We start from the raw sequence: 24,262 nt of genomic DNA, 5'->3' as shown, positions 1-24,262 counted from the left end.
TCTTATTGTTGGCCTTTAGCCTTAAATTCTATATTTAAAGTCCCGTTTTGTGGCAGTACAGAATTTTGAAGATCCATACTCGTAATTTGAGGTATGTTTGTTGCTCCTGAAGTATTTGGAGATGGGTAACTACCACCATGAATACCTACGTCTGTTCCGTCTGTTCCGTATTTAAAACCTATTGAAGTAGCTAATAAAGTCCAATCGTGTTTTGTAGCATCTTCAAGAGTAATATTCAATGGTATTGTGCTAGTAAACTGTGCATCAACCGTGTTTAAGTTTCCTACGCCGGTGTTATTTGCTGGAGGGAAAGTTTTGTAATTAGCAGGGTCAGCATAAATCATAATGTTTTTATTCCAGGTGTTTTGAGAATTGTATATTTCATAATCTAAACTAGGTTCGATGAAAATGTTATTAGTAATTGTAGCGTATTTTACAGTATAAAAGTGGGCACCGTTTAAGAAAATGTTATTTGTAATGATAACACTTGGTTTGTCGGAATAATATACGCTTGAATTTGAAATTATATTATTACTAATAATTGTATTTTTATAATTATCGACATTAAAATAATTGACAAAATTATTACGACAGATCCATCCAGATCCTAAAATAGTTGCAGCAGAATAGATGTAATTTCTTTCAAGTGTTACATTATTGACCGATAATGATCCGCCAGAGCCACCTATAAATGGAAAATGAATTCCTTTTATGGTACTTCCAGTCGGTAAAGTAGTAGAATTTCCCTGACTAAGATAAATATTTCCTAAAAGTGTCGGGAAATTAAATTGCGTACCTGTAACATGATGTCCGGCACCTATAAGCACTAAACGTTTGTTTAAAGTAACATCACCATAATTGGTTTGAGATCCATGAATGTAAATTGTATCACCTGCGGTAGAAGCATCAACAGCATTTTGCACAGAAGTGTATTGTCCGGCACCTACAGATCCGTTGTTTACGGTTCTAATAGTGGCATTGGCAGTAATGGTTGTAACTGCAAGTACAAATAAAAAGTAGATTTTTTTCATTTTTTGGAAATTTTAATTTTGCCTACTCTGTAATTAGGATTTTCGGCTTTCTCCTTTTTTTAAACATTGGAAATTTTATTTCCGGTTATTGTGGTATTTATTGGGTATGCTTTATTTTTATTTTGTTTAATATTGCGTTTTAGTATTTATGAATTTTAGAATAAAATAAAATGTGTTTTTTATCTTTTTGTTTTTTAAATGTTGTATTTTACTAATCCTTTGATATGCTGTAAAGTATTGGTTTTTAGTATTAAAATAAATTTAATCAACAAATCTAATTTTAAAACTAAAGTGAAACAATACCTCTTTTGGAGTATTTTTTAGTTTAAAACCCATTTGAAGAGCTTTTTTTTGTCGTTAAACAGTAGTTAGAAAATAAAAAAAGGTTCAGCCTTTGTTAAAAAAGCTGAACCTTTAAGATTCTTAGTTGGATCACTCTCTTTATAAGAGTGTATGTATGGGTGTTTATTCGCTCAAAGCGTCCCAGCCACGGGCTTTCAAAGGAATTTGAGTATTGGCTCTTGTTACTAAATTGATTCCTTCGCTTTCATCTGCCATGTGACCAATAATAGAGAAATTTGGATTTCCTTTTATTTTGTCAAAATCGTTGATGTCAATCGTAAAAAGCAATTCGTAATCTTCACCGCCATTGATCGCAACCGTAGTGCTGTCAATATTAAATTCTTCGCAAGTCGAAATAAATTGTGGGTCTAATGGCAGTTTGTCTTCGTATAAATTACAACCTACTTTTGACTGCTTGCACAAATGAATAATCTCTGATGATAATCCGTCTGAAATATCAATCATCGAAGTCGGTTTTATTTCAAGCGCGTGCAACAAAGTACGAACGTCTTTTCGGGCTTCTGGTTTTAATTGGCGTTCAATCAGATACGTATAAGCATCCAAATCAGGCTGGTTGTTAGGATTCACCTGAAAAACTTGTTTCTCGCGCTCTAAAACCTGCAATCCCATATAGGCAGCTCCAATGTCGCCGGTTACAACAAGCAAATCGGTTTGTTTGGCGCCATTGCGATATACAATTTCCTCTTCATTGGCTTCACCAATTGCCGTAATGCTAATGATTAGTCCTTTTTGCGATGAGGTAGTATCACCACCAATAACATCAACTTTGTATTCTGTAGCGGCATGTGTAATTCCTTCAAAAAGCTCTTCTAAAGCTTCTAGCGGAAAACGATTCGAAACCGCAACCGATACTGTGATTTGTGTTGCTTTGGCATTCATGGCGCAAATGTCAGAGATGTTTACGACAACAGCTTTGTATCCCAAATGTTTTAAAGGCATATAAGCCAAATCAAAATGAACGCCTTCAATCAGTAAATCAGTAGAAATAACGACTTTTTTGTCTTTAAAATCAAGAACAGCGGCATCGTCACCAATACTTTTTAGTGTTGATTCGTGTTTCACGTCAAAGTTTTTAGTCAAATGTTCAATCAGGCCAAATTCACCTAATTGTGCTATACTGGTACGTTGTGGATTTTTATCTTCGATCATTTTTTTTAAGTTCCAAAGTTTTTAAGGTGCAAAGGTACAAAGGTTTTATCGAATTTAACCGAATGTTGTCCTGGAACACCTGATCTACTGTAGAGACGCACTGCAGTGCGTCTTTATCAATTCTAATAATAAACAATTTCAATAAATAATAAAAATTAATTTTTCCTACTGACAAACTGTTGTCACCAGCCCGTTTTACTTTTGAAGTATTAAAATATAAAAACTTAATATTATGAAAACATTAGCAGCTCAGGTAATTACTTCGGAAGATTTACTAAAACATTGGCAGGGTCATCGTGCGCTAACCCGTCGTTTGATTGAATTATTCCCTGAAAAAGATTTTTTCGAGTTTTCGATAGGAGGAATGCGCCCTTTTTCAAAATTGGTTGATGAACTTTTGGCAATTGCCGCTCCGGGATTAAGAGGAATTGTAAATCGTGATGTTCAGCCTTTTGATGAAGGTTCTGAAAAATTGATTTTTAAAGCACAATATCTACAAAAATGGGATGAATCAACTGCTGAAATTAATCAGCTTTGGGAAAAATTAGCTATCGAAGATTTTAATGAAACGTTTAATCTTTTTGGACAATACGAATTTCCGGTGATTCATAATATATTATATTTTATTGATAATGAAGTGCATCATCGTGGTCAGGCTTACGTTTATCTACGCGCCTTAAATATTGAACCGCCTTTTTTCTGGGAAAGATAGATTTTTGATTAAAAATTAAAGGCCCAATCTTGTCATTCCGGAGGAATCTCTGAATATGTGATTTAGCGTATTCAGTAAACCCGACAGGTTTTTAAACCTGTCGGGTTTGTTCGTTTAGTTGTTTACGAAAGTTTCTTCTTTATTTTCTCAAGCAATTCCAGCGTATTTATTTTTAGTTGTTCCGGCTCTAAAATCTCCGCATAATCACCAAACATTAAAAGCCAACGCGGAAAAGCATTCTCAATATCTCGCGACATAAAGGTCATTTCCAGTTGCCCATCAATTTCTTTTTCGGATACAAAACCATGGTATTTTCGCTCATAAGCCAAATATCTTGCGATTTTTTTATCGACTATTACTCTAACTTTTATGGTGGGAATGGTTTCGTTTTTATTCAGATAGGTTTCTAATGAATCGTGTTCTAATGTAAAATCAATTTCTGTTTTCTGAATCCCCTGAATTCTGTCGGTTCTAAATTGGCGATAATCCTTTCGTAAATGACAAAATCCCAAAACATACCAGTTGTTGTGGTCGTGAAAAACACCAACAGGTTCAATGTTTCTTGAGGTTGTTTCTCCAGATTCGAAGGTTTTGTATAATAAAATGACTTGCTTTTTTTCGGCAATACTTTCAAATAAAAAAGCCAGTGTGTTGGGAGAATTATCATGAAATAAAGGTTCTGCGTTTTGCATGACCACTTTGTTTTCTATGTTAGAAAGCCAGTCTTTATCAGTACTTCTCAAAACCGATTTTAATTTATACATCGCCGATGCGTAATGCGTTCCAAGCGAAGTATCGGTGAATTTCTGCATCAGTTTTTCGGCGGCAATAAAACTGCTTACTTCTTCGCGCGTAAACATAACGGGAGGTAAGCGGTAGCCATCCATCAGAGCATAACCTACACCGGCTTCACTGTAAATAGGAACTCCGGAAGCTTCCAGTGTTCGAATGTCTCTGTAAATTGTTCTTAAACTCACCTCAAAACGATCGGCTAATTCCTGTGCCTTTACAATTTTCTTCGATTGTAACTGAATCAGAATAGCAATAATTCTATCAAAGCGTTTTGGGGTTTCGTCTAGCATTGGTTGAGGTTTTGTCTTTCAAAGATACTTTTTTGAGAACTTCTGATAAAGCAAAAAGGCAACTTTATTAGAGTTGCCTTTTTTAATTTTGAATATTTAATTCTTAGAATTTGTATAACAAACCAAATTGTGGCTGGTCAAAAATATTCTCAAATAAGTTAATGTTTAATTGAAAAACATCTGATGAGGGTCCATCGGCTGGAGAAACGCTATTGTAAGATAAAATATTAGCCAAAGTAAACGTTACAGCAATATTTTTGGTAATGAAATAATTCAATCCAATATTGATGTCCGCTGTTATACTATTGTCTGAATCACCATCTTGTTTGTTTCTACCAAAACCTAAGCCAGCTTCTCCATAAGCTTTAAAACGTTTTTTATCTAATTCAAGAACGTAGTATCTTGCAAAACCGCCAATACCAAATTGATTTGTTTTTTCATCTGTAGCTTCAATTTTACTAGAACCAACACTTAATTTTGCTCCAACTGCGAATTTTTCACTTAAAAAATAACCAAATTTTGGATTGAACCCAAAATAATCAACTGGGCCACCGGTTGAAAGTTGCAGAGAACCTTCAATAAACATGTCCCCTTTTTGAAAAGTTATTCCTTTTGCCGAATTTACTTCATCTTGAATTTCTTGTTGTTGTGCATTTGCAAAACCAATTGCAAATAACAGAGCCATAATAGTAATTTTCGTTTTCATAATCTTAGAATTTAAAGTTGTAAGATTAAAATTATGTTTTTTATCTTAATATTTAAGAAAAGTTCGATGAAAGACTGAAAAAATAGATGAATTGATATTAATTTTTATTTTGTAAGAAATAATCTATATAATTATGGCTCTATGATTAGTATTAACGGTTGTTAATCTTTGTTTTATGTGTTTTAAAGAATAAAAACAACTTGATTAAACCTGTAAAGCAATATTTTTATGAATGTTTTATATTAAACAAAAAGAAAACCCGATAACTTTTCGTCATCGGGTTCAATCTATATTTTATTTTCTAAATAAAAATCTTAATCATTCAATTTCAAAACAGCCATAAAAGCTTCTTGCGGAATCTCAACGTTTTCAACTTGTCTCATACGTTTTTTACCTTTTTTCTGTTTTTCAAGCAATTTACGCTTACGCGAAATATTTTACTATCAATCTTAAAGTTCGATTAGAAACAACTAAAAGAAGTTCAATCCTAGCTGTTTTTACTTATTCTTTTAATAATCTTATTAAATGTTCTATCCAATTTCTAAAGCGTGGACATTTTTCTAAGATTTTTTGTATTCCTGTTAAGTCAGCGATATCAATCCCGTCAATGATTTTTTCATATTTTTTTCCATCTGCTTTATAAATGGCTTCTAGTCTTTTTGATGGTGCGCCTTGCAAAGAGCCATTTATGTCTTCAACGTTTTGATACTGCTTACAAATCTCTAAAACTGAATTTTTAATTTTATCACTTTCTAGATAAAACCCCTCTTCTGGATTAGAAAAAAGCAATGTTTCCATTTCATGTTTTTGAATATATGGAACGAAATACCTGTATGGGCTAATAGATTGGACAACATCATTTAATTTCGACTCTAAGTAATTGACTCGGTCGTTGGTTAAAGCATAATTTAGTGATGTAGAATAGCCAGGTAGTTTTTTTTCACTATTTAATTGGAAGTAATCAATCAGAGTAGTGATTATTGGCTCATTCTGATAGTTTAATACAGGTGTTATTGTGTTTATAAAATGTTGAATATTATTAAAACCATGCCCACCACCACTCATAGTTATAGGATATCCTTGTATATGGCATGAGATACCTTGAGAATAAAAATAAGGGATCAAGATTTTATTGACAAATTCTAATTCTGTTTCGCCTTCAACAATAAAATATAAATCTTTCATGGTCTGCCTCCAATTACGTTTTTTGACCATAAATCACCTAAACTATATTTGGTCATCCAATTTGTTAAGTTTTCATTATCGTCGATTCTATTAAAAACTGATTGGTTGTCTAATCTGTCAACAGTTACAATGTCTTCTGGTTTGAAATTATCAACTAGATTCACAGATTGAGTTGAGATTATAATTTGACTTGAAGCAGAAGCTTTTTTAATTAAACCTGCTAATTTATTAATTGCAAAAGGATGTAGTCCTAATTCTGGCTCATCGATTATAATTGTTTTAGGTAAATTAGGTTGAAGCAATAATGTTGCTAAGGCAATAAATCTAATTGTTCCATCTGAAAAATTCCCTGCATTAAAGTAACTCTCGGGTTGGCTTTTTTCAATCCACTCTAAAGAGATTCTTTCTGGTTTTAGTCGGTTTGGTTTTAAGTCAAACCTTTCGAAAAATGGTGCAATAGATTGGGTTATTCTTTGTATTTTTTCGAAATCATTTGGTTTTTTTTCCTTGAGATAATATAAGAAAGCGGGTAGATTACTTCCATTTTCTTTAAGCTGTTGATTGTCATTTATATTACATGAAGAACGTAGAGGAGCATTTTGGCTAGTATCATGAAAATGATAAATTTTAAAGCTTCTTAGATAAATATTAACGTAGCTTGGAATCCCATTTGAAAAATTTCTAACAACACTTTCTTTTACATTTCCAGCAATCCAATCCCAACTCCAACCTGGGCCAAATTCTGCAGACCTTCCTCCTTTTGATTTATTGAAACCAGTATGTTCTGTTTCAATAAAAAGTTTGTCATCATTTGTTGGTTTAAGTGAGAAACTATAAGCATTTTTTTCATCAAATTCTAAATATGCTTTTATTTCTGCAGTATTTCTTTTTCCAAAATGCATTAAGCTATCTGCACCTTCTGTCAGTGAATATAATTCTAACCTTTGCTCGTAAATAACGTTTATTAATTTGAAAAAAGAAATAAAATTTGATTTACCAACTCCATTTGAACCAATAAGTACGTTTATAGGTTTCAATTCAAGATCTAAATCTTTAATTGATTTATAACCTTTTATTTGAATTCTGTTTATCATTTTTATGGATAATAGTAGCCAAACATACAAAAAAACCTGATAACTTTAGCTATCAGGTTTCAATTATATCTTTAAAGTTCTTTAATCATTCAATTTCAAAACAGCCATAAAAGCTTCTTGAGGAATCTCAACGTTTCCTACCTGACGCATACGTTTTTTACCTTTTTTCTGTTTTTCAAGCAATTTACGCTTACGCGAAATATCTCCTCCATAACATTTTGCGGTAACGTCTTTACGAAGTGCTTTGATGGTTTCACGAGCAATGATTTTGGCTCCAATTGCTGCCTGAATCGGAATATCAAATTGTTGTCTTGGGATCAATTCGCGTAATTTCTCGGTCATTTTTTTACCGATATTATAAGCATTGTCTTCGTGAATCAAAGCCGAAAGGGCATCAACCGTTTGTGCATTCAAAAGAACATCTAGTTTTACCAGTTTCGAAGTTCTCATCCCAATAGGAGAGTAATCAAAAGAAGCGTAACCTTTAGAAACGGTTTTTAATCTATCATAAAAATCGAATACAATCTCTGCCAATGGCATATCAAAATTCAATTCGACTCTTTCTGTCGTCAAATACGTTTGATTGGTAATCTGACCACGTTTTTCGATACAAAGACTCATTACGTTTCCTACGAAGTCAGCTTTTGTAATGATGGTTGCTTTAATAAAAGGTTCTTCAACACGGTCTAAACGAGATGGTTCAGGTAAGTCTGAAGGATTGTTAACTACAAATGCAGTTTCAGGATCTTTTTTGGTGTAAGCCAAATACGAAACGTTAGGAACCGTAGTAATTACTGTCATATCAAACTCACGCTCTAAACGTTCCTGGATAATTTCCATGTGCAGCATTCCTAAGAATCCGCAACGGAAACCAAATCCTAAAGCGGCTGAACTTTCAGGGGTAAAAACCAACGAAGCATCATTCAGTTGCAATTTCTCCATAGAAGAACGCAAATCTTCATAATCTTCGGTGTCAACAGGATAAATTCCGGCGAAAACCATTGGTTTTACATCCTCAAAACCTGTAATCATATTCGTGGTTGGCGTTTTGGCATCCGTTAAGGTATCACCCACTTTTACTTCTTTTGCTTCTTTAATTCCGGAAATCAAATACCCAACATCTCCCGTCGAAATCACACTTTTAGGAACCTGATTCAATTTTAGAGTTCCAACTTCATCAGCAAAATATTCATTGCCAGTAGCCATGAATTTAATTTTTTGCCCTTTTTTGATTTCACCATTCATAACACGGAAAATAACTTCAATTCCACGAAATGGATTATAATGAGAGTCAAAAATCAAAGCTTGTAATGGTTCGTCAACATTTCCTTTTGGAGCTGGAATTTTTTCGATAATAGCCGCCAAAATATTTTCGACACCAAAACCTGTTTTTCCCGAAGCATGAATAATATCTTCTAGTTTACATCCTAAAAGATCAATAATATCATCGCTAACTTCTTCTGGATTAGCACTTGGTAAATCAACTTTATTCAAAACCGGAATAATTTCCAGATCATTCTCTAGAGCCAAATATAAGTTAGAAATCGTTTGTGCCTGAATACTTTGCGCCGCATCCACAATCAAAAGCGCACCTTCGCAGGCCGCAATCGAACGGGAAACTTCGTATGAAAAGTCAACGTGACCCGGAGTGTCAATAAGATTTAAAATATATTCTTCACCTTTATAAGTGTATTCCATTTGTATGGCGTGACTTTTTATGGTAATTCCACGCTCGCGCTCCAGGTCCATGTTGTCAAGCAATTGTGCTTTTTCTTCACGGGCAGTAACGGTTTGTGTGGCCCCAAGTAATCGGTCAGCAAGTGTACTTTTACCGTGGTCAATGTGTGCAATAATGCAAAAGTTACGTATCTTCTTCATTTTAATATGTCAATTCTCTTATTGAGATTTAGTAATTTCCGGGTATGAATATGCTCTGTAGCAATTGCTTTAGAGCGTGTTATTAAGGCGCAAAGATAACGCAAAGTTTTGGATTCTGGAATGAAGATGAATCTTTGTTAGAATTTGAGTTTTAAAACTATTTTTAAAATTCAAAATTGAATCCTTTTTCAGTCAGTTTGGTATAGATTTCAGGGTCGAATTTGAATAATTTTGCCGCCCGGTGCGAAACATCCTGCTGTTTTTCGTCAAGTGCAACCAGTAGTTTCATGTGTAGAATTTTTCGTCTAAAATTGGATTTATCCATTTCGATTCCTAAAACTTCTTCATATAAATGCATTAATTGTAATAAAGTAAATTTTTCAGGCAAAAGATTAAACCCAATAGGAGCCTGTCGGACTCTGTTTTGTAGCTGTTTTATGCTGTAGGCTAAAATTTCGTTGTGGTCGTAAATTAAATCCGGGATGCTGTTTATTTTATACCATTTGGCGTCAGAAGCTGTAAAACCGGCTTTAATGTTATAATCTTCTCTTTTTACCAGCGCATAATATCCTATTGTTATAACACGTCTTAGCGGAAAACGATCGGGATCTCCAAAAGCTTTTAGTTGCTCCAGGTAAATATTATCCAGACCGGTAAGTTCATTCAATAATCGATGCGCTGCGTCATCGGTGCTTTCTTTTTTTAAGATCCAACCTCCGGGAAGTCCCCATTTTCCTTTACTGATACCTTCTCCGTGTTGTACTAAAAGTACTTCCAGACTTCCTTTGTCGAAACCAAATATAACACAGTCAATTGTAATGGCATTCATTGCCGAATGCTCATTTTTTAAGACAGAATCTTCATCCTCAATTTTAACCATATTATATAAAATTTAAGACAAATTAAATAAATAAAATGAATACTTGAAATTATTAAGGCTTTATATTTTTTTTAAACAGCAATTTTTTGATAATCAAAAGATTGGTCAATCGATAATTTTTCGGTTGTAAACTATTTATTCTTAAATAACTGACTGTCAAAATTCTAAAATGATATTTTTTCAATAAAAAAATTAAAGGTTTTGCCCGATATTTTATGATATTAATAAAAAGAAATCCCTATTGGCTGTAAATGCAAAAATTTAACCCTAATATTTTGTTAATACAGAAAAAATGTTTTACACTTGTAGTCAAATTAACCATAAGATAAATTCATTTTGACTATAAGTTAAAATGCTACTAAAGAATAGTTTAATTAATACAATACCACAAATGCTTTTTTTAGGAATAGATTTAGGAAGCTCATCCATTAAATTATCGGTATTCGATCCGGAAAAAGGAGCGACTATTGGTGCTGTTAGCGTTCCTGATTTTGAAATGCCAATCAATGCGCCAAAATTTGGCTGGGCTGAACAAGACCCGGAATCATGGTGGCAATATGTTAAGGACGGAATCAAACAATTGGGAACTAAATCTGACATTGATTTAAAAAAAATTGCCGGAATTGGAATTGCGTATCAAATGCACGGTTTGGTTTTAACCGATGAAAATTTGAATCCTGTTCGTTCTTCGATTATTTGGTGTGACAGCCGTGCTGCTATTATTGGGGATGAAATTTATAATAAAATGGGTGCTGAAAATTCTCAGCGACAAATTTTAGGAAGTCCGGGAAATTTTACGGCTTCAAAACTAAAATGGGTAAAAGATAATCAGCCGGAAATTTTTGCAAAAGCTAAATATATGATGCTTCCGGGCGATTTTATAGCAGCAAAATTATCAGGCGTAGCACAAATAAGTACTTCAGGATTATCAGAAGCGGCTTTATGGAACTTCTCAGAAGGAAAATTGGCAACTGAAATTCTATCTCAAATGGGACTTTCCTCAGAAATTGTTCCTGAAATCGTTTCCAATTTTGGAATTCAGGCTACTATTCACTCGGCAATTGCGCAGGAATTAGGCGTAAATCCCGATGCAAAAATAACGTATCGCGGAGGTGATCAACCCAACAACGCTTTGTCATTAAATGTTTTGAAACCTGGTGAAATTGCTACAACAGCCGGAACTTCGGCAGTGGTTTATGCCGTAAGCGATCAGGATGCTTACGACAAACAAAACAGAATCAATACTTTTTTGCATGTTAACAGTACCGAAATCGAAAAGCGCAACGGTGTTATGGTTTGCATTAACGGTTCGGGAATTTTATACCAGTGGTTACGCAAAATCATGTCGGTTGACCGCTCTGAATTAATTGCGTACGAAAAACTAAATGCCGAAGCTGCAAAAGTAGCAGCAGGAAGCGAAGGCCTTCGTTTTTACCCTTTCGGGAATGGTGTTGAGCGTATTTTTAATAACAAAAATGCAACATCAGGAATTCAAAATTTAAACTTCAACATTCATCAGTCCTCACATTTGGTTCGTGCGGCTTGCGAAGGAATCGTGTTTGCCATGAACTATGGTTTTGATGTAATGAAAGAAGTCGGAGTTTCAGGAAAAGTGGTGAGAGCAGGGAATTCGAATCTTTTTTTAAGTCCTGTTTTTAGAGAAATCTTTACCAATACTACACAAACTACTTTAGAATTATACAATACTTCAGGAGCCGAAGGAGCGGCAAGAGGCGCTGCTTACGGTTTAGGATACTACAATTCGCTTAAAGAAGCTTTCTCAGGATTGCAATGTTTAGACCGAATTGAACCGAACAAAATCCTGACGTCTCAATATCAGGATTTATATCAGGAATGGAAAAATCATATTAAAATAGAACAATAAGAATGAGCACAACGAATCAATATTTTAAAAACATCGATACAATTAAGTTCGAAGGAAGAGAAAGTGATAACCCACTAGCATTTAAATGGTATGATGAAAATCGTGTCGTGGCAGGAAAAACATTAAAAGAACATTTGCGTTTTTCAATGGCTTACTGGCATACGCTATGTAATACAGGTGGTGATCCTTTTGGAGCTTCGACAGAAACATTTGCATGGGATAAAAATGAAAATGTCATTTTAAGAGCTAAAGACAAAATGGACGCGGCTTTTGAATTTATGACAAAATTAGGTTTGCCTTATTATTGTTTTCATGATGTAGATGTTGTGGATGATGCACCAACTTTGGCTGAATTTGAGACCCGTATTCAGACTATGGTTGAATATGCAAAACAAAAACAGCAAGAGTCTGGAATTAAATTGTTGTGGGGAACTTCAAACCTGTTCAGTAATCCACGTTATATGAACGGTGCTGCAACCAACCCAAATTTTGATGTGGTTGCGTATGCAGGAGCTCAGGCAAAAATCGCTATTGATGCTACTATTGCACTTGGCGGAGAAAATTATGTTTTCTGGGGAGGACGTGAAGGCTACATGAGTTTACTAAACACAGACATGAAAAGAGAATTGGACCACTTAGGAAGATTCTTAAATACTTGTAAAGATTATGCCCGTAAAGAAGGTTTTAAAGGAAACTTCCTTATCGAGCCAAAACCAATGGAACCTACCAAACATCAATATGATTTTGATGCGGCTACTTCATTAGGATTCATCAATAAATACGGACTTCAGAATGATTTTAAATTAAATCTTGAAGTGAACCATGCAACACTTGCAGGTCACTCTTTCGAACATGAATTACAGGTTGCTGTTGATGCCGGAATGTTAGGAAGTATTGATGCCAACCGTGGTGATTACCAAAATGGCTGGGATACTGACCAATTCCCGATCAATCTTCAGGAAGTTACTCAGGCGATGTTAGTGATTCTGGAAGGCGGCGGAATTCAGGGTGGTGGAGTAAACTTTGATGCGAAAGTAAGAAGAAACTCAATCGATCTTGAAGACAAATTTATTGCACACATTTCAGGAATGGATGTTTTTGCAAGAGGATTAATCTGCGCAGATCACATTTTACAAAATACGAATTACAGAAAATTACGCACAGAGCGTTACGGATCATTTGACGGCGGCAACGGAGCTAAGTTCGAAAACGGAGAACTTTCTCTGGAAGATCTTAGCAAAATAGCACGTGCAAGTGGAGAACCTAAACCAACCAGTGGTAGACAAGAATTATTTGAACAAATTATTTCGAATGCTTATTAATTAGATTAACAATCACAACTTAAACTTAACCAAATTTTTTAATTATTATGAAAAGTAACTATTGTATTAAAATAACGTTGCTTCAGTTCTGTATGGCGCTGTTGCTAAGCGTTTTTGCGATACAGTCCGGTTTTGCCCAGGGGCAGACGAATACTGTAAGCGGAAATGTAACATCAGTAGAAGATGGTATGGGCGTTCCCGGTGCCACAGTTATGGTGCAAGGATCAAAGGCAAGTGCAGCCACTGATTTTGACGGATATTACAAATTAGAAGCAAAAGCAGGGGATGTATTAGTATTTAGTTTTATGGGTTTTAAAACTCAAAAAATTACTGTTGGTACTCAAAAAACAATCAATGTTGTATTACAAACCGAATCTAATGAACTTAAAGAAATTGTCGTTATCGGATACGGAACACAAAAGAAGAAAGTGAACACGGCTGCAGCATCATTAGTATCCGGAAAAGATATTCAGAATGTTGCCAGTATTGATGCTGTAAACGCATTACAGGGACAGGCTTCAGGGGTTTCGGTTACTTCATCTTCAGGACAACCGGGAGCAGGAATGGTCGTAAACATTCGTGGTGCAGGTACAGCTGGAAACAGTGATCCGCTTTATGTAGTGGATGGTGTTGTAGTAGATAACGGAATTGGCTACCTGGATCCTTCGGCTATCGAAAGAGTCGATATCCTAAAAGATGCTTCGGCTTCCTCTATTTATGGGGCAAGAGCTGCAAATGGAGTTATTTTGGTTACAACCAAAAAAGGAAAAGACGGAAAAATAAATGTGTCACTTAACAGTTATACGGGTTTTCAGCAGGTTGCGAAAAAACTAGATTTATTAAACACGCAGGAGTACACGACCATCATGAACGAAGCGCGTGTAAACTCAGGATATACACCTTTATATTCTGCTCAGCAAATTGCTTCATTGCCTAATCACGATTGGCAGGAAGATTTATTTAATGAAGGAGCTATAAAACAAAATCACTCTCTTTTGATTACCGGAGGTGATAAAAAATCGACTATTGCTACTGGTTTGTCTTACTACGGACAAGAAGGTATGATTGGCGGTCAAAGCAATCAATCGCAATACGATCGTATTACTTTTAATGTAAACTCAACTTCGGAAGTTATTGAAGGACGCTTAAAAGTGGGGGAAAATTTTTCGTTTGCCAATGTTAAAAACTCAGGTATTGCTGATGACGGAATTTACAGCAATGGTATCAGAAGTTTCCTGAATGCCGCACCTATTGATGCTGCTTATGATGCGAATGGCGATTTTGCACATTCTATTATCTCTGCAGATATCAGTAACCCTTTGGCTTCATTGTATTATAATAATTTTAATCAAAGCAAAACAAACCGTTATGTAGGGAATATTTTTGCAGAATTAAAATTTCTTAAAAATTTCACCTTCAGAACCAGTTATGGTGTAGATATGACAGATAGTAATTACCGTTCGTTTAGACCAGTTTACTCTCTTTCTACAACAGATAACAATACGGTTTCCAGTGTTACACAAAGTTCTACTAAATCTTTGGGTTGGATTTTTGAAAACACGATTCAATACAAAGGAGCTCTTGATGGTATTCACCATTTTGATGTATTGGTTGGAACTTCTGCCAAAAAGAATACTTCTGATTATATGGAAGGTACAGGTAGAAATTTAATCTTTGATGATTTTGAACACGCTTACTTAACAAATGCAAAAGATCAGACATCAAATGTGGTAAGAGGTGATCGTAGAGATTATGCTATTCAGTCTTATTTCGGACGTTTGTTATACGATTATGATGATAAATATTTATTTTCAGCAACAGTTCGTAGAGACGGATCTTCTGAGTTTGGACCAAACAACAGATACGCTATTTTTCCTTCGTTTTCTGCAGGTTGGAACGTTGACCGCGATTTCTTCCCAGAGAGCAACGTGGTAAATAACTTTAAACTTAGAGCAAGTTGGGGACAAAATGGTAATGATCAGTTTGCCAGAAGATTTGCTTATATGTCAACAGTAAGTTCTGTAGATAAAAACTACCATTTCGGAACAGGTGACGAAACTTTATTAGTAGGTTCTAGCCCTGATCAATTATCAGATCGTAACTTAAAATGGGAAACTTCAGAGCAGTTAGATTTTGGTTTTGATGCTACTATTTTCAATAATTTTACTTTAACATTTGACTATTACGATAAAAAAACCAAAGACTGGTTAGTACTGGCTTCGATCCCTACTTATGCAGGAGCATTGCCTCCTTATATTAATGGTGGAGATGTAAGCAATAAAGGTTTTGAATTTGCTTTAGGATACCGTACAAAAATTGGAGAGGACTGGAATTTATCTTTAAATGCAAATCTTTCGCATAACGAAAACAAAGTGCTTAGAATCGCGAACAACGAAGGAATTATTCACGGAGAATCGAATATGTTATTTCAAGGTTTAGACGAGATGAACCGTGTGGAAGTAGGACAGCCAATGGGGTATTTCTACGGATTAAAAACAGACGGTATTTTTCAGAATTCAACTGAAGTTGCAGCAGGTGTTCAGCCAAATGCACAGCCAGGTGATGTACGTTTTGTTGACTTAAATGGTGACGGAAAAATTGATGCTAATGACAAGACTAAAATCGGAAACCCAAACCCAGACGTTATGTATGGTTTTAACTTCGACTTGTCTTACAAAGCTTTCGATTTCTCTATCTATACGTATGGTGTAGCGGGTAACCAAAATGCTTTTGGCGTTCACGATCCAACACGTGCTTACACAAACAACACAACGGATGTTTTAAACAGATGGACTTCTGAAGGAACTTCAAACACAGTACCAAGAGTAACTTACGGGACTGATCCTAACGGAAATTACACTAAGTTTTCAGACTTATACATTCAAAATGCAGATTTCTTCAGAATCAAGAGTCTTACCATTGGATGTGATTTAGTAAAATTGACAGGCAACTTAAATTACTTCAGTAAATTCAGATTGTATGTAGCGGCTAATAACCTTTACACTTTTACCAAATACCAGGGAATGGATCCGGAAATTGGATTCGGGAATGTTAATCAATCATGGGCAAAAGGTGTTGATGTTGGATTTTATCCACAGCCAAGAACCTACATGATGGGTCTGAATGTTAACTTTTAATTTATGAAAACGATGAAAAAATATATAAAATTAGTAGCACTGTCGAGCTTATTAGTCTTAGGAGCTTGTTCGGATGACTTTTTAGATAATGAGCCTTACACAGATAAGGTGACTGAAAATTTTTATAAAACGCCAAAAGATGCTTTTGAAGGTTTAGTAGCGGTTTATGATGTGTTGCAGCGTGAAGCTTACGGAGGACCTTTGTTGGTTAGTGAGCAGGCATCTGATGATTGTTTTGGAGGATTTGGTATTGCGGATCCGGCCGGAGATTTAGAATGGGATCGTTTTTTATACACGATCGATAAGGATATGAATGCCAGCATCTGGACCAATTCGTATTTAGGAATTTACAGAGCCAATATCTTATTAGAAAATTTAGATAAAGTAAACTGGGGTTCAGAAACAGCTTTGAAAACAAAATACGAAGCAGAAGCTCGTTTCCTGAGAGCACACTTTCATTTTCAGGCAGCCAAAATGTTTGGAGATATTGTTCCGTTAGATCATACGATTACAGCTAGCGAATTCGAATTACCAAGACTGGCACCTGAAGTTACATACGCTTTAATTGCAAGTGATTTAAAATTTGCTGCGGATAATTTAGGAAACGAAAATTACTCACAAGTAGGAAATGCTAATTACGGACGTATTACAAAATGGGCTGCAGAAGCTTATTTGGCCAGAACATTTTTGTTCTATACAGATTATTACAAAAAAGCTGATTTGGCTGGTGTGGTGACAAAAGCGCAGGCTGTTACCTACATCAACGATGCTGTAAGCAACAGTGGACACGGATTAATTGCAGATTATGCAAATCTTTGGGTAGCTGCTTCTTTCGAAAATTTTGCTCAGGAAGGTAATACGGAGATGGTTTGGGCTATTCGTTTTAATGGTTCAGGAAAAGGAAACTGGGATTTACACGAAGGAAACCGTTTTCAGGTAAATATCGCACCTCGTGGCGGAAGTATCGGAAGATATGCTACAGGATGGGGTGGAGCTACTGTGAATCCTGAATTGTATGAAGCGTATGAAGCAGGTGATACCCGTAGAGATGCTACTATTATTAATTATGCAGCCGAAGGTTTGAATTTTGATCCTCAGGCAAGAGAGCAACGTCAATATACCGGATATTCCTGGAAAAAATATTGCCCTATTACCAACGAAGCCGGAACAGCAATTGTTGAAATTAACGGAGGAAACTTCCAGATTGATAACTATCAGGATTTAGCAGTAATCCGTTATGCGGATGTATTATTGATGGCTGCTGAGTTAAATTTAGGCGGAAACACTGCTTTTGCACAAACTTGTTTTGATAAAGTTCGTGACCGTGCTTTCAAAAATACTTCACACAGAATTCCGGTTACTAAATCGGTAATTATGGAAGAGCGTCGTTTAGAATTGGCGCTTGAAGGATTGCGTTATTTTGACTTAACCAGACAAGGTTTAGATGTAGCTAAAGCTGCTATTGATAACAATACGGGTGATGCTCAGTTTAATGTGACTTTTAGACCAGAAACTTTAGGCTGGTTCCCATTACCACAATCTCAGGTTGTGATTTCGAATGGTACTATCTCACAAAATCCAGGTTGGAATTAACTATTAAATAAAAAATTATGAAACGTATTCTATATATAGTAATAGCTGCAGTAACCATTGGCTCATTATTATTTTCATGCGAAGCTACTGAAGATCGCGAAAGCCTGCCTGCAGTAACGCTTACCCCGGAAAATATTAAGTTTTCGGTAACGCAAAATACTGCCAACAATAATGAAGTAATTTTAAAGAACGAAGATCCAACCATCATTCCGTATTGGAGATATGTTGATGCTAATGGAAGTGAATTAGGACATTCAAATAAAAGTGAGGACAAAATCATTTTTCCTTTCGCAGGAAAATATACGGTTTATTACACCGCTTATACAAGAGGAGGTTCTGTAGAAGCTGCTCCGGTAACTGTAAATGTTCTAAAAACAGATTTATCTTCGATTACAACAGATCCAAGATGGGGAATGCTGACTAATGGAGCTGCTGGTAAAACTTGGGTTTTATACATGACGGCACCTCTTGAATTCATCGGAAAACCTACCAATTATCAAAACATTGCCGTAAGCGGTCATGGATGGTGGCCAAATCTGTCTGATATTGGATGGGCTGGTTTGGAAAACAAAGATTGGGGCGAAGTTACTTTTGACCTTAACGAAGGATATAATGTTTCTGTAACGCAAACTTCTCCTATCGAAGGAAGCACTACTAAAACCACTAAGTCAGGAACTTTCAATTTTAGCCTTACAGATGGTTCTAAAAATGACAGAATCATTTTTAATGGTGGTGTAGAAATGTTACATCCAAGTGGTCCTGCTTATTTTAGTTCTGCCTTTAGTTTTTCTAACATTCAGATTGTTGAATTAACGGAAACAACTCTTGCTTTCATTGCTATTAGAGCCGATGATGATTATTTGATTTATCATTTGGTTGCAAAACCATAACTAATTTATAGTCTCAGTTTTAAAGAAAGTTCTGAACTTTTCTTTGGAGCTGAGACTTATTTTATATAAAAGACTGAAAATCATAATTTTATTTCTATCTTTTATTCCCCAAAAACAATAAAAAAACTATCTATTATCATGACCAAAAAACATTTAAGTAAAGGACTGGCATTATGTATGCTAATCGGAATGCTGGTTTTAGAATCCTGCAGCAAAAAAGAAGATGCTTTTGCAAACCGAAAAGTTTCATTTAATTCTGATTGGAGTTTTCATCTTAATGATAGTATAATTGATAAAGATACCATTGGCACTTCGACAAAATGGAGCACTTTAAACGTTCCTCATGATTGGAGTATCGAAGGAAAATTTGATGAAAAAAGTCCTGCCGGTTATGGCGGAGGATCGCTTAACGGAGGGTTAGGCTGGTACAAAAAAACATTTAAAGTAGCTGCTGAAGACAGCACAAAAGTAACTTCAATCACTTTTGATGGCGTTTACAAAAACAGCGAAGTCTGGGTAAACGGACATTTTTTAGGTAAACGACCAAACGGTTACATAGGTTTTCAATATGATATGTCAAAGTATTTAAATTACGGAGACAAAAACAACGAAATAATTGTTAAGGTTGACAATTCAAAACAACCCAATTCACGCTGGTATTCTGGTTCTGGGATTTTTAGAAATGTCTGGATCGAAACCACGGATAAACTACATGTTACACAATACGGAACGTATGTAACAACACCAAAAGTTACCACTGAAAAAGCTTCGGTAAATATTGAAACTACCATTCAGAATCAATATGCCGCTTCAAAAAAAGCAACAGTAATTACTACTATTTTTAAAGAAGATACTAAAGTAACATCGGTTACTCAAAATATAACGATTGCTGCAAACGGTAATCAAATAATCAAACAACAGACAGAAGTTGAAACACCTATTTTATGGTCTGTTGAAAAACCGGAACAATATACAGCTGTTACCGAAATTTCTATTGATGATAAAATTGTTGATCAATACAAAACCAATTTCGGAATAAGAGATTTTAAATTTGATTTGAATAAAGGTTTTATTCTGAACGGGAAACAGGTAAAAATCAAAGGCGTTTGTCTGCATCATGATTTGGGGCCGTTGGGTGCTGCAATCAATACGCGCGCCATCGCACGTCAGTTGGAAATCATGAAAGAAATGGGCGTAAACGGAATCAGAACTTCGCACAATCCGCCTGCTCCGGAACTTTTAGATCTTTGTGATAAAATGGGTTTCATTGTCATGGATGAAGCTTTTGATATGTGGAAACAAAACAAAACCAAATACGATTACGCAAACGATTGGGACAAATGGCACAAAACAGATTTAATCGATCAGTTGCTTCGTGACCGAAATCATCCAAGTATTTTTGTTTGGAGTATCGGAAATGAAATCCCGGAACAATGGAACGAAAAAGGGGTTGAGATTGCTAAAGAATTAGCCGCCATCACACGTCAGTATGACAAAACGCGTCCTCTTACCGCAGCGATGAATCCGCCGGTGAATATGAATATTGATGCAGTGACTTTACAATTCGAGAAAAACAATGTTTCGATTAATCCGCTTGCGGGATCTGGAGTTTTAGATTTAATCGGATACAATTATGCACATCAAACGTATGAGCATCACCAAAAAAACTTCCCCAATACGCCTTTCATTGCAACCGAAACGACTTCTGGTTTACAAACCCGTGGTTATTATGATGCTGTTTCGGATACTATAAAAAAATGGCCTGTACGATGGGATCTTAAATTTACAGAAGGAAATCCGGATAACACCGTTTCGGCTTACGATCAGGTACAAACGCCTTGGGGTTCTACGCACGAAGCAACCTGGAAAGTCATTAAAAAACATGATTTTCTTTCCGGAATGTACATCTGGACAGGTTTCGATTATATCGGAGAACCAACGCCTTACGAATGGCCATCGGTTAGTTCTTATTTTGGAGTTGTAGATTTAGCGGGTTTCCCGAAAGACGTTTATTATATGTACCAAAGCGAATGGACAGACAAAACCGTTTTGCACCTTTTCCCGCATTGGAACTGGAAAGCGGGACAAAATGTAGATGTTTGGGCCTATTATAATAATGCTGATGAAGTTGAATTATTCCTTAACGGAAAATCAGTTGGAAAGCGCAGCAAAAAAGGAGATGACCTGCACGTTATGTGGAGAATTCCGTTTCAGCCGGGAACCTTAAAAGCAATTTCCCGTAAAAACGGAAAAACAGTTTTGGAAAAAGAAATCAAAACTGCCGGAAATCCAGCCAGTTTAAAATTGACTGCCGACAGAAGCACCATCCAAGCAGATGGAAATGATCTGTCTTTTGTAACGGTTGATATTTTGGATAAAGACGGAACTTTGGCACCAAAAGCAAATAACGAAATTAATTTTTCATTAAAAGGAAAAGGAAAAATCGTAGGTGTTTGCAGTGGAGATCCTGTAAGTCATGAGTCCTTTAAAGGATCAAAACATACTGCCCTTAACGGGAAATGTTTAGTGGTTATTCAGTCTGGCGAAACATCAGGAAGACTGGAATTAACAGCTAAAGCCAACGGATTAAAACCATCAACGATTGTAATTACAGCAGAATAATAAGTTACATTCCTGCAAGGTTTTCAAAACCTTGTAGGTATAAATAGTATTTGGGAGAACTAAACAAAGCAAAACCTACAAGGTTTCTAAAACCTTGCAGGAGAATAAAATTTTGAATTAAAGTAAAAAACAATAAACCTACATGGTTTCGAAAACCTTGCAGGAGAACTAACATCTATAATTATTAACCAATGAAACACTCACAATTAACCACATTGTTTTCAATCTGTATGTTTGGATTGTTGCTTTCGCCAAAAGTATCAGCACAGATTCAAAATGCAGAGGTATTAAATGCTCCAATAGACATCAGCAAAGATTTTCAGAATTATCTGAACACCTTTTATTTTGCTGATGAACTTACGGGTTTTGATCCTGCAACCGGAAAAGGAACTATAAAATATTTGCGTTATAATTACAAAACGCGTCAGGCTTTCAACAACATGATGATGAAACCGGATGTGGAGAAAGCAAACGAATTTCCAACTACAGAATACGAAGATTCGCCACTTTTGCCTTTCCAGATTCAGTTTGTATCGGATAGAACCATCAGAATCAAAACGACTTCAGGACCACAATTTCACCCTGAAAAAGAATCTTTGATGCTGATTGATGGTGTAGCACCCAATCATCCGGAATTATGGAAATATTCTAAAATCGAAGGAGGTCATAAATACACAAGCAAACATGGTGTTGTAGAAATTTTATCAAAACCATGGCATGTAAAAATTTATGATGAAAAAGGAAAGTTACTAACCAGTACCCTTCATGATTCGGATTTTAAAAACACCTATACACCAACGCTTCCGTTTTCGTATGTGCGCAGAAACAGCGATTATTCAAGAAGTATGGGAGCGGCTTTTAGCTTAGAGCCGGACGAAAAAATATTTGGTTGTGGAGAATCATTTACACAATTCAACAAACGCGGTCAAAAAGTAGTTTTATGGACCGATGATGCGAACGGAATTCAAAACGAAACCATGTACAAACCGGTTCCGTTTTATATGAGTAGCCGTGGTTACGGAGTTTTCATGCACCATTCCACTCCAATTACGGTAGATTTTGGAAGATATTATGCAAGTGCAAACGAAATGTACATTGGCGATGATGAAGCCGATTTGTTTTTCTTCATCGGAGAACCAAAAGATATCTTAGATCAATATACAGATTTGACTGGAAAAGCTGCTATGCCGCCGCTTTGGTCATTTGGTTTCTGGATGAGCCGAATCACTTATTTCTCTGAAAAAGAAGGAAGAGATGTGGCAAGAGACTTACGTAAATACAAAATCCCAACAGATGTTATTCACTTTGATACAGGCTGGTTTGATGTAGATTGGAGAAACAACTACGAGTTTGCAAAATCCCGTTTCCCGGATGCTCAAAAAATGATGTCAGATTTAAAAGAAGATGGTTTTCAGGTTTGTTTATGGCAGTTGCCTTATTTTACTCCTAAAAATACGTTGTTCAACGAAATCATGGACAAAAATCTGGCTGTAAGAGACCGTAAAGGAAATCTTCCGTACGAAGATGCTGTATTGGATTTCTCCAACCCGGAAACGGTAACCTGGTATCAGGGAAAACTGAAGAAATTATTTGATCAGGGTGTTTCGGTTTTCAAAGTTGATTTTGGAGAAGCCGCTCCGCCGGAGGGAATTTACCATTCAGGGCGTACTGGTTTCTACGAGCACAATTTATACCCGCTTCGTTATAATAAGGCTGTAGCCGAAATTACTCAAAAAGAAAAAGGATATACTTTAATCTGGGCAAGAAGCACCTGGGCAGGATCTCAGCGTTACCCATTGCATTGGGGTGGTGATGCCGAAACGACTAATGGCGCCATGTCGGCTGAATTACGTGGCGGACTTTCATTAGGATTAAGCGGATTTAGTTTCTGGAGTCATGACGTAGGAGGTTTTGCAACAAAATCGCCTGAAAATTTATACAGAAGATGGACACCTTTCGGAATGTTTACCTCACACGTAAGAAGTCACGGTGAGCCTCCAAGAGAGCCTTGGTTATACAGTAAAGATTTTCTGGAAGGATTTAGAAAAGCAGATAATATGCGTTACGAATTGATGCCCTATATCTACGCTCAGGCTAAAGAAAGTTCTCAAAAAGGATTGCCAATGATGCGTGCTTTGTTTGTAGAATATCCAAATGATCCGGGAGCCTGGTTAGTTGACAATGAATATTTATTTGGTTCCAGTATATTAGTTGCTCCATTATTTGAAGAAGTAACCGAGAGAGATGTATATCTTCCGGCCGGAACCTGGATTGACTATCAAACGAAGAAAGTTTACGAAGGCGGATGGCATAAAATCAAAGCTGGCGAAGTACCCATCGTAGTTTTGGTAAAAGACGGAACTGCTTTGCCTCACATTGGATTAGCACAATCGACTAAAGATATGGATTGGAGCAAATTAACGCTGAAAGTCTATGCAAGCGACAAAACAACTTCGGCGACAGCCAAAGTATTTTTGCCAAACGGCGATGCTGTTCAGGAAATTACGGTTACTAAAAAAGGGAATAACGTAGAAGTTGCTCCAAATGCTTTAAGTACAAAAACCACTTTTAAAACGGAGTGGATTAAATAAAAAATGAGCCACAGATTATAAGAATTATTTCTCTCGCAGATTTAGCAAATCATGCAGATTTTTTAATCTTTTGCAATCAGAAAAATACACTGAAAAAAGAAGTAAAAAAATAAAATCTGCTCAATCTGCGAGAGAAGAAATG

The 24,262-nt window shown here is 35.8% G+C and carries 16 protein-coding genes and 1 pseudogene; 8 read left to right on the top strand and 9 right to left on the bottom strand.

Features of this window, described 5'->3' with window-relative positions; translation table 11 throughout:
- Window positions 1–2: 2 nt before the first annotated feature.
- Window positions 3–1,031 (bottom strand): hypothetical protein, encoded by a 1,029-nt coding sequence (locus GON26_RS04470; protein WP_160373527.1) that lies wholly within the window; start codon window positions 1,029–1,031, stop codon window positions 3–5.
- 465 nt (window positions 1,032–1,496) lie between these two features.
- The gene (thiL, locus tag GON26_RS04465) at window positions 1,497–2,543 is read right to left on the bottom strand and encodes a thiamine-phosphate kinase (RefSeq protein ID WP_160373526.1); all 1,047 of its coding nucleotides are present in this window, start codon (window positions 2,541–2,543) and stop codon (window positions 1,497–1,499) included.
- 232 nt (window positions 2,544–2,775) lie between these two features.
- On the opposite strand from thiL, the gene GON26_RS04460 reads away from it, so the two are divergent.
- Entirely contained in the window at window positions 2,776–3,255 is a 480-nt protein-coding gene (locus GON26_RS04460) for a DinB family protein (RefSeq protein ID WP_160373525.1), read from the top strand.
- Window positions 3,256–3,377: 122 nt separating this feature from the next.
- Here the strand turns inward: GON26_RS04460 and GON26_RS04455 are convergent, their stop codons facing one another.
- The 7 genes and pseudogenes from GON26_RS04455 to GON26_RS04425 form a co-directional block, all read right to left on the bottom strand.
- Entirely contained in the window at window positions 3,378–4,337 is a 960-nt protein-coding gene (locus GON26_RS04455; RefSeq protein WP_160373524.1) for a helix-turn-helix transcriptional regulator, read from the bottom strand.
- Window positions 4,338–4,440: 103 nt separating this feature from the next.
- Entirely contained in the window at window positions 4,441–5,043 is a 603-nt protein-coding gene (locus GON26_RS04450) for an outer membrane beta-barrel protein (protein WP_160373523.1), read from the bottom strand.
- Window positions 5,044–5,357: 314 nt separating this feature from the next.
- Window positions 5,358–5,480 (bottom strand): annotated as a pseudogene (locus GON26_RS21765) (hypothetical protein); the annotation flags it as partial.
- Between the two features lie 64 nt (window positions 5,481–5,544).
- On the bottom strand, window positions 5,545–6,228 hold the full coding sequence (locus tag GON26_RS04440; RefSeq protein WP_160373522.1) for a DUF4276 family protein: 684 nt from the start codon (window positions 6,226–6,228) through the stop codon (window positions 5,545–5,547).
- Window positions 6,225–7,322: an AAA family ATPase gene (locus GON26_RS04435; RefSeq protein ID WP_160373521.1), complete on the bottom strand. Its 1,098-nt coding sequence runs from the start codon at window positions 7,320–7,322 to the stop codon at window positions 6,225–6,227. Before GON26_RS04435 ends, GON26_RS04440 begins: the two co-directional genes overlap by 4 nt.
- Before the next feature lie 81 nt (window positions 7,323–7,403).
- Window positions 7,404–9,200, bottom strand: coding sequence for a translation elongation factor 4 (gene lepA / locus GON26_RS04430; RefSeq protein WP_160373520.1), 1,797 nt, complete (start codon window positions 9,198–9,200; stop codon window positions 7,404–7,406).
- Between the two features lie 163 nt (window positions 9,201–9,363).
- On the bottom strand, window positions 9,364–10,080 hold the full coding sequence (locus GON26_RS04425) for an NUDIX hydrolase (RefSeq protein ID WP_160373519.1): 717 nt from the start codon (window positions 10,078–10,080) through the stop codon (window positions 9,364–9,366).
- 391 nt (window positions 10,081–10,471) lie between these two features.
- Between GON26_RS04425 and GON26_RS04420 the strand changes: the two genes are divergently transcribed.
- From GON26_RS04420 to GON26_RS04390, 7 genes are all read left to right on the top strand, one after another.
- A complete protein-coding gene (locus GON26_RS04420; protein WP_160373518.1) occupies window positions 10,472–11,965 on the top strand; it encodes a xylulokinase in 1,494 nt (497 codons plus the stop codon).
- 2 nt (window positions 11,966–11,967) lie between these two features.
- Window positions 11,968–13,287 carry a xylose isomerase gene (xylA, locus tag GON26_RS04415; protein ID WP_160373517.1) on the top strand — a complete coding sequence of 440 codons (1,320 nt, stop codon included), beginning with the start codon at window positions 11,968–11,970 and terminating at the stop codon, window positions 13,285–13,287.
- Between the two features lie 47 nt (window positions 13,288–13,334).
- Window positions 13,335–16,424, top strand: a complete 3,090-nt coding sequence (locus tag GON26_RS04410; RefSeq protein WP_160373516.1) for a SusC/RagA family TonB-linked outer membrane protein — start codon at window positions 13,335–13,337, stop codon at window positions 16,422–16,424.
- A 12-nt stretch (window positions 16,425–16,436) separates the two neighbouring features.
- Entirely contained in the window at window positions 16,437–18,017 is a 1,581-nt protein-coding gene (locus GON26_RS04405; RefSeq protein WP_160373515.1) for a RagB/SusD family nutrient uptake outer membrane protein, read from the top strand.
- A gap of 17 nt (window positions 18,018–18,034) precedes the next feature.
- Window positions 18,035–18,907 carry a hypothetical protein gene (locus tag GON26_RS04400; RefSeq protein ID WP_160373514.1) on the top strand — a complete coding sequence of 291 codons (873 nt, stop codon included), beginning with the start codon at window positions 18,035–18,037 and terminating at the stop codon, window positions 18,905–18,907.
- A 138-nt stretch (window positions 18,908–19,045) separates the two neighbouring features.
- Entirely contained in the window at window positions 19,046–21,529 is a 2,484-nt protein-coding gene (locus tag GON26_RS04395) for a glycoside hydrolase family 2 TIM barrel-domain containing protein (RefSeq protein WP_160373513.1), read from the top strand.
- Window positions 21,530–21,720: 191 nt separating this feature from the next.
- On the top strand, window positions 21,721–24,120 hold the full coding sequence (locus GON26_RS04390; RefSeq protein ID WP_160373512.1) for a glycoside hydrolase family 31 protein: 2,400 nt from the start codon (window positions 21,721–21,723) through the stop codon (window positions 24,118–24,120).
- Window positions 24,121–24,262: the final 142 nt, after the last annotated feature.

It is taken from the genome of Flavobacterium hydrocarbonoxydans (assembly GCF_009789235.1).
GTDB classification, from domain to species: Bacteria; Bacteroidota; Bacteroidia; order Flavobacteriales; family Flavobacteriaceae; genus Flavobacterium; species Flavobacterium hydrocarbonoxydans.
Note: the sequence above shows the minus strand (reverse complement) of the source record. Positions and strands in the feature narration are given on the sequence as shown.

Excerpts from the sequence above, each read along its gene's own strand:
- GON26_RS04460 (WP_160373525.1), top strand. The coding sequence starts at position 2,776 with ATGAAAACATTAGCAGCTCAGGTAATTACTTCGGAAGATTTACTAAAA.
- GON26_RS04420 (WP_160373518.1), top strand. The coding sequence starts at position 10,472 with ATGCTTTTTTTAGGAATAGATTTAGGAAGCTCATCCATTAAATTATCG.
- GON26_RS04425 (WP_160373519.1), bottom strand. The coding sequence starts at position 10,080 with ATGGTTAAAATTGAGGATGAAGATTCTGTCTTAAAAAATGAGCATTCG.
- thiL (WP_160373526.1), bottom strand. The coding sequence starts at position 2,543 with ATGATCGAAGATAAAAATCCACAACGTACCAGTATAGCACAATTAGGT.
- GON26_RS04410 (WP_160373516.1), top strand. The coding sequence starts at position 13,335 with ATGAAAAGTAACTATTGTATTAAAATAACGTTGCTTCAGTTCTGTATG.
- GON26_RS04435 (WP_160373521.1), bottom strand. The coding sequence starts at position 7,322 with ATGATAAACAGAATTCAAATAAAAGGTTATAAATCAATTAAAGATTTA.
- GON26_RS04440 (WP_160373522.1), bottom strand. The coding sequence starts at position 6,228 with ATGAAAGATTTATATTTTATTGTTGAAGGCGAAACAGAATTAGAATTT.
- GON26_RS04395 (WP_160373513.1), top strand. The coding sequence starts at position 19,046 with ATGACCAAAAAACATTTAAGTAAAGGACTGGCATTATGTATGCTAATC.
- GON26_RS04470 (WP_160373527.1), bottom strand. The coding sequence starts at position 1,031 with ATGAAAAAAATCTACTTTTTATTTGTACTTGCAGTTACAACCATTACT.
- xylA (WP_160373517.1), top strand. The coding sequence starts at position 11,968 with ATGAGCACAACGAATCAATATTTTAAAAACATCGATACAATTAAGTTC.
- GON26_RS04400 (WP_160373514.1), top strand. The coding sequence starts at position 18,035 with ATGAAACGTATTCTATATATAGTAATAGCTGCAGTAACCATTGGCTCA.
- GON26_RS04455 (WP_160373524.1), bottom strand. The coding sequence starts at position 4,337 with ATGCTAGACGAAACCCCAAAACGCTTTGATAGAATTATTGCTATTCTG.
- GON26_RS04390 (WP_160373512.1), top strand. The coding sequence starts at position 21,721 with ATGAAACACTCACAATTAACCACATTGTTTTCAATCTGTATGTTTGGA.
- GON26_RS04450 (WP_160373523.1), bottom strand. The coding sequence starts at position 5,043 with ATGAAAACGAAAATTACTATTATGGCTCTGTTATTTGCAATTGGTTTT.
- GON26_RS04405 (WP_160373515.1), top strand. The coding sequence starts at position 16,437 with ATGAAAAAATATATAAAATTAGTAGCACTGTCGAGCTTATTAGTCTTA.
- lepA (WP_160373520.1), bottom strand. The coding sequence starts at position 9,200 with ATGAAGAAGATACGTAACTTTTGCATTATTGCACACATTGACCACGGT.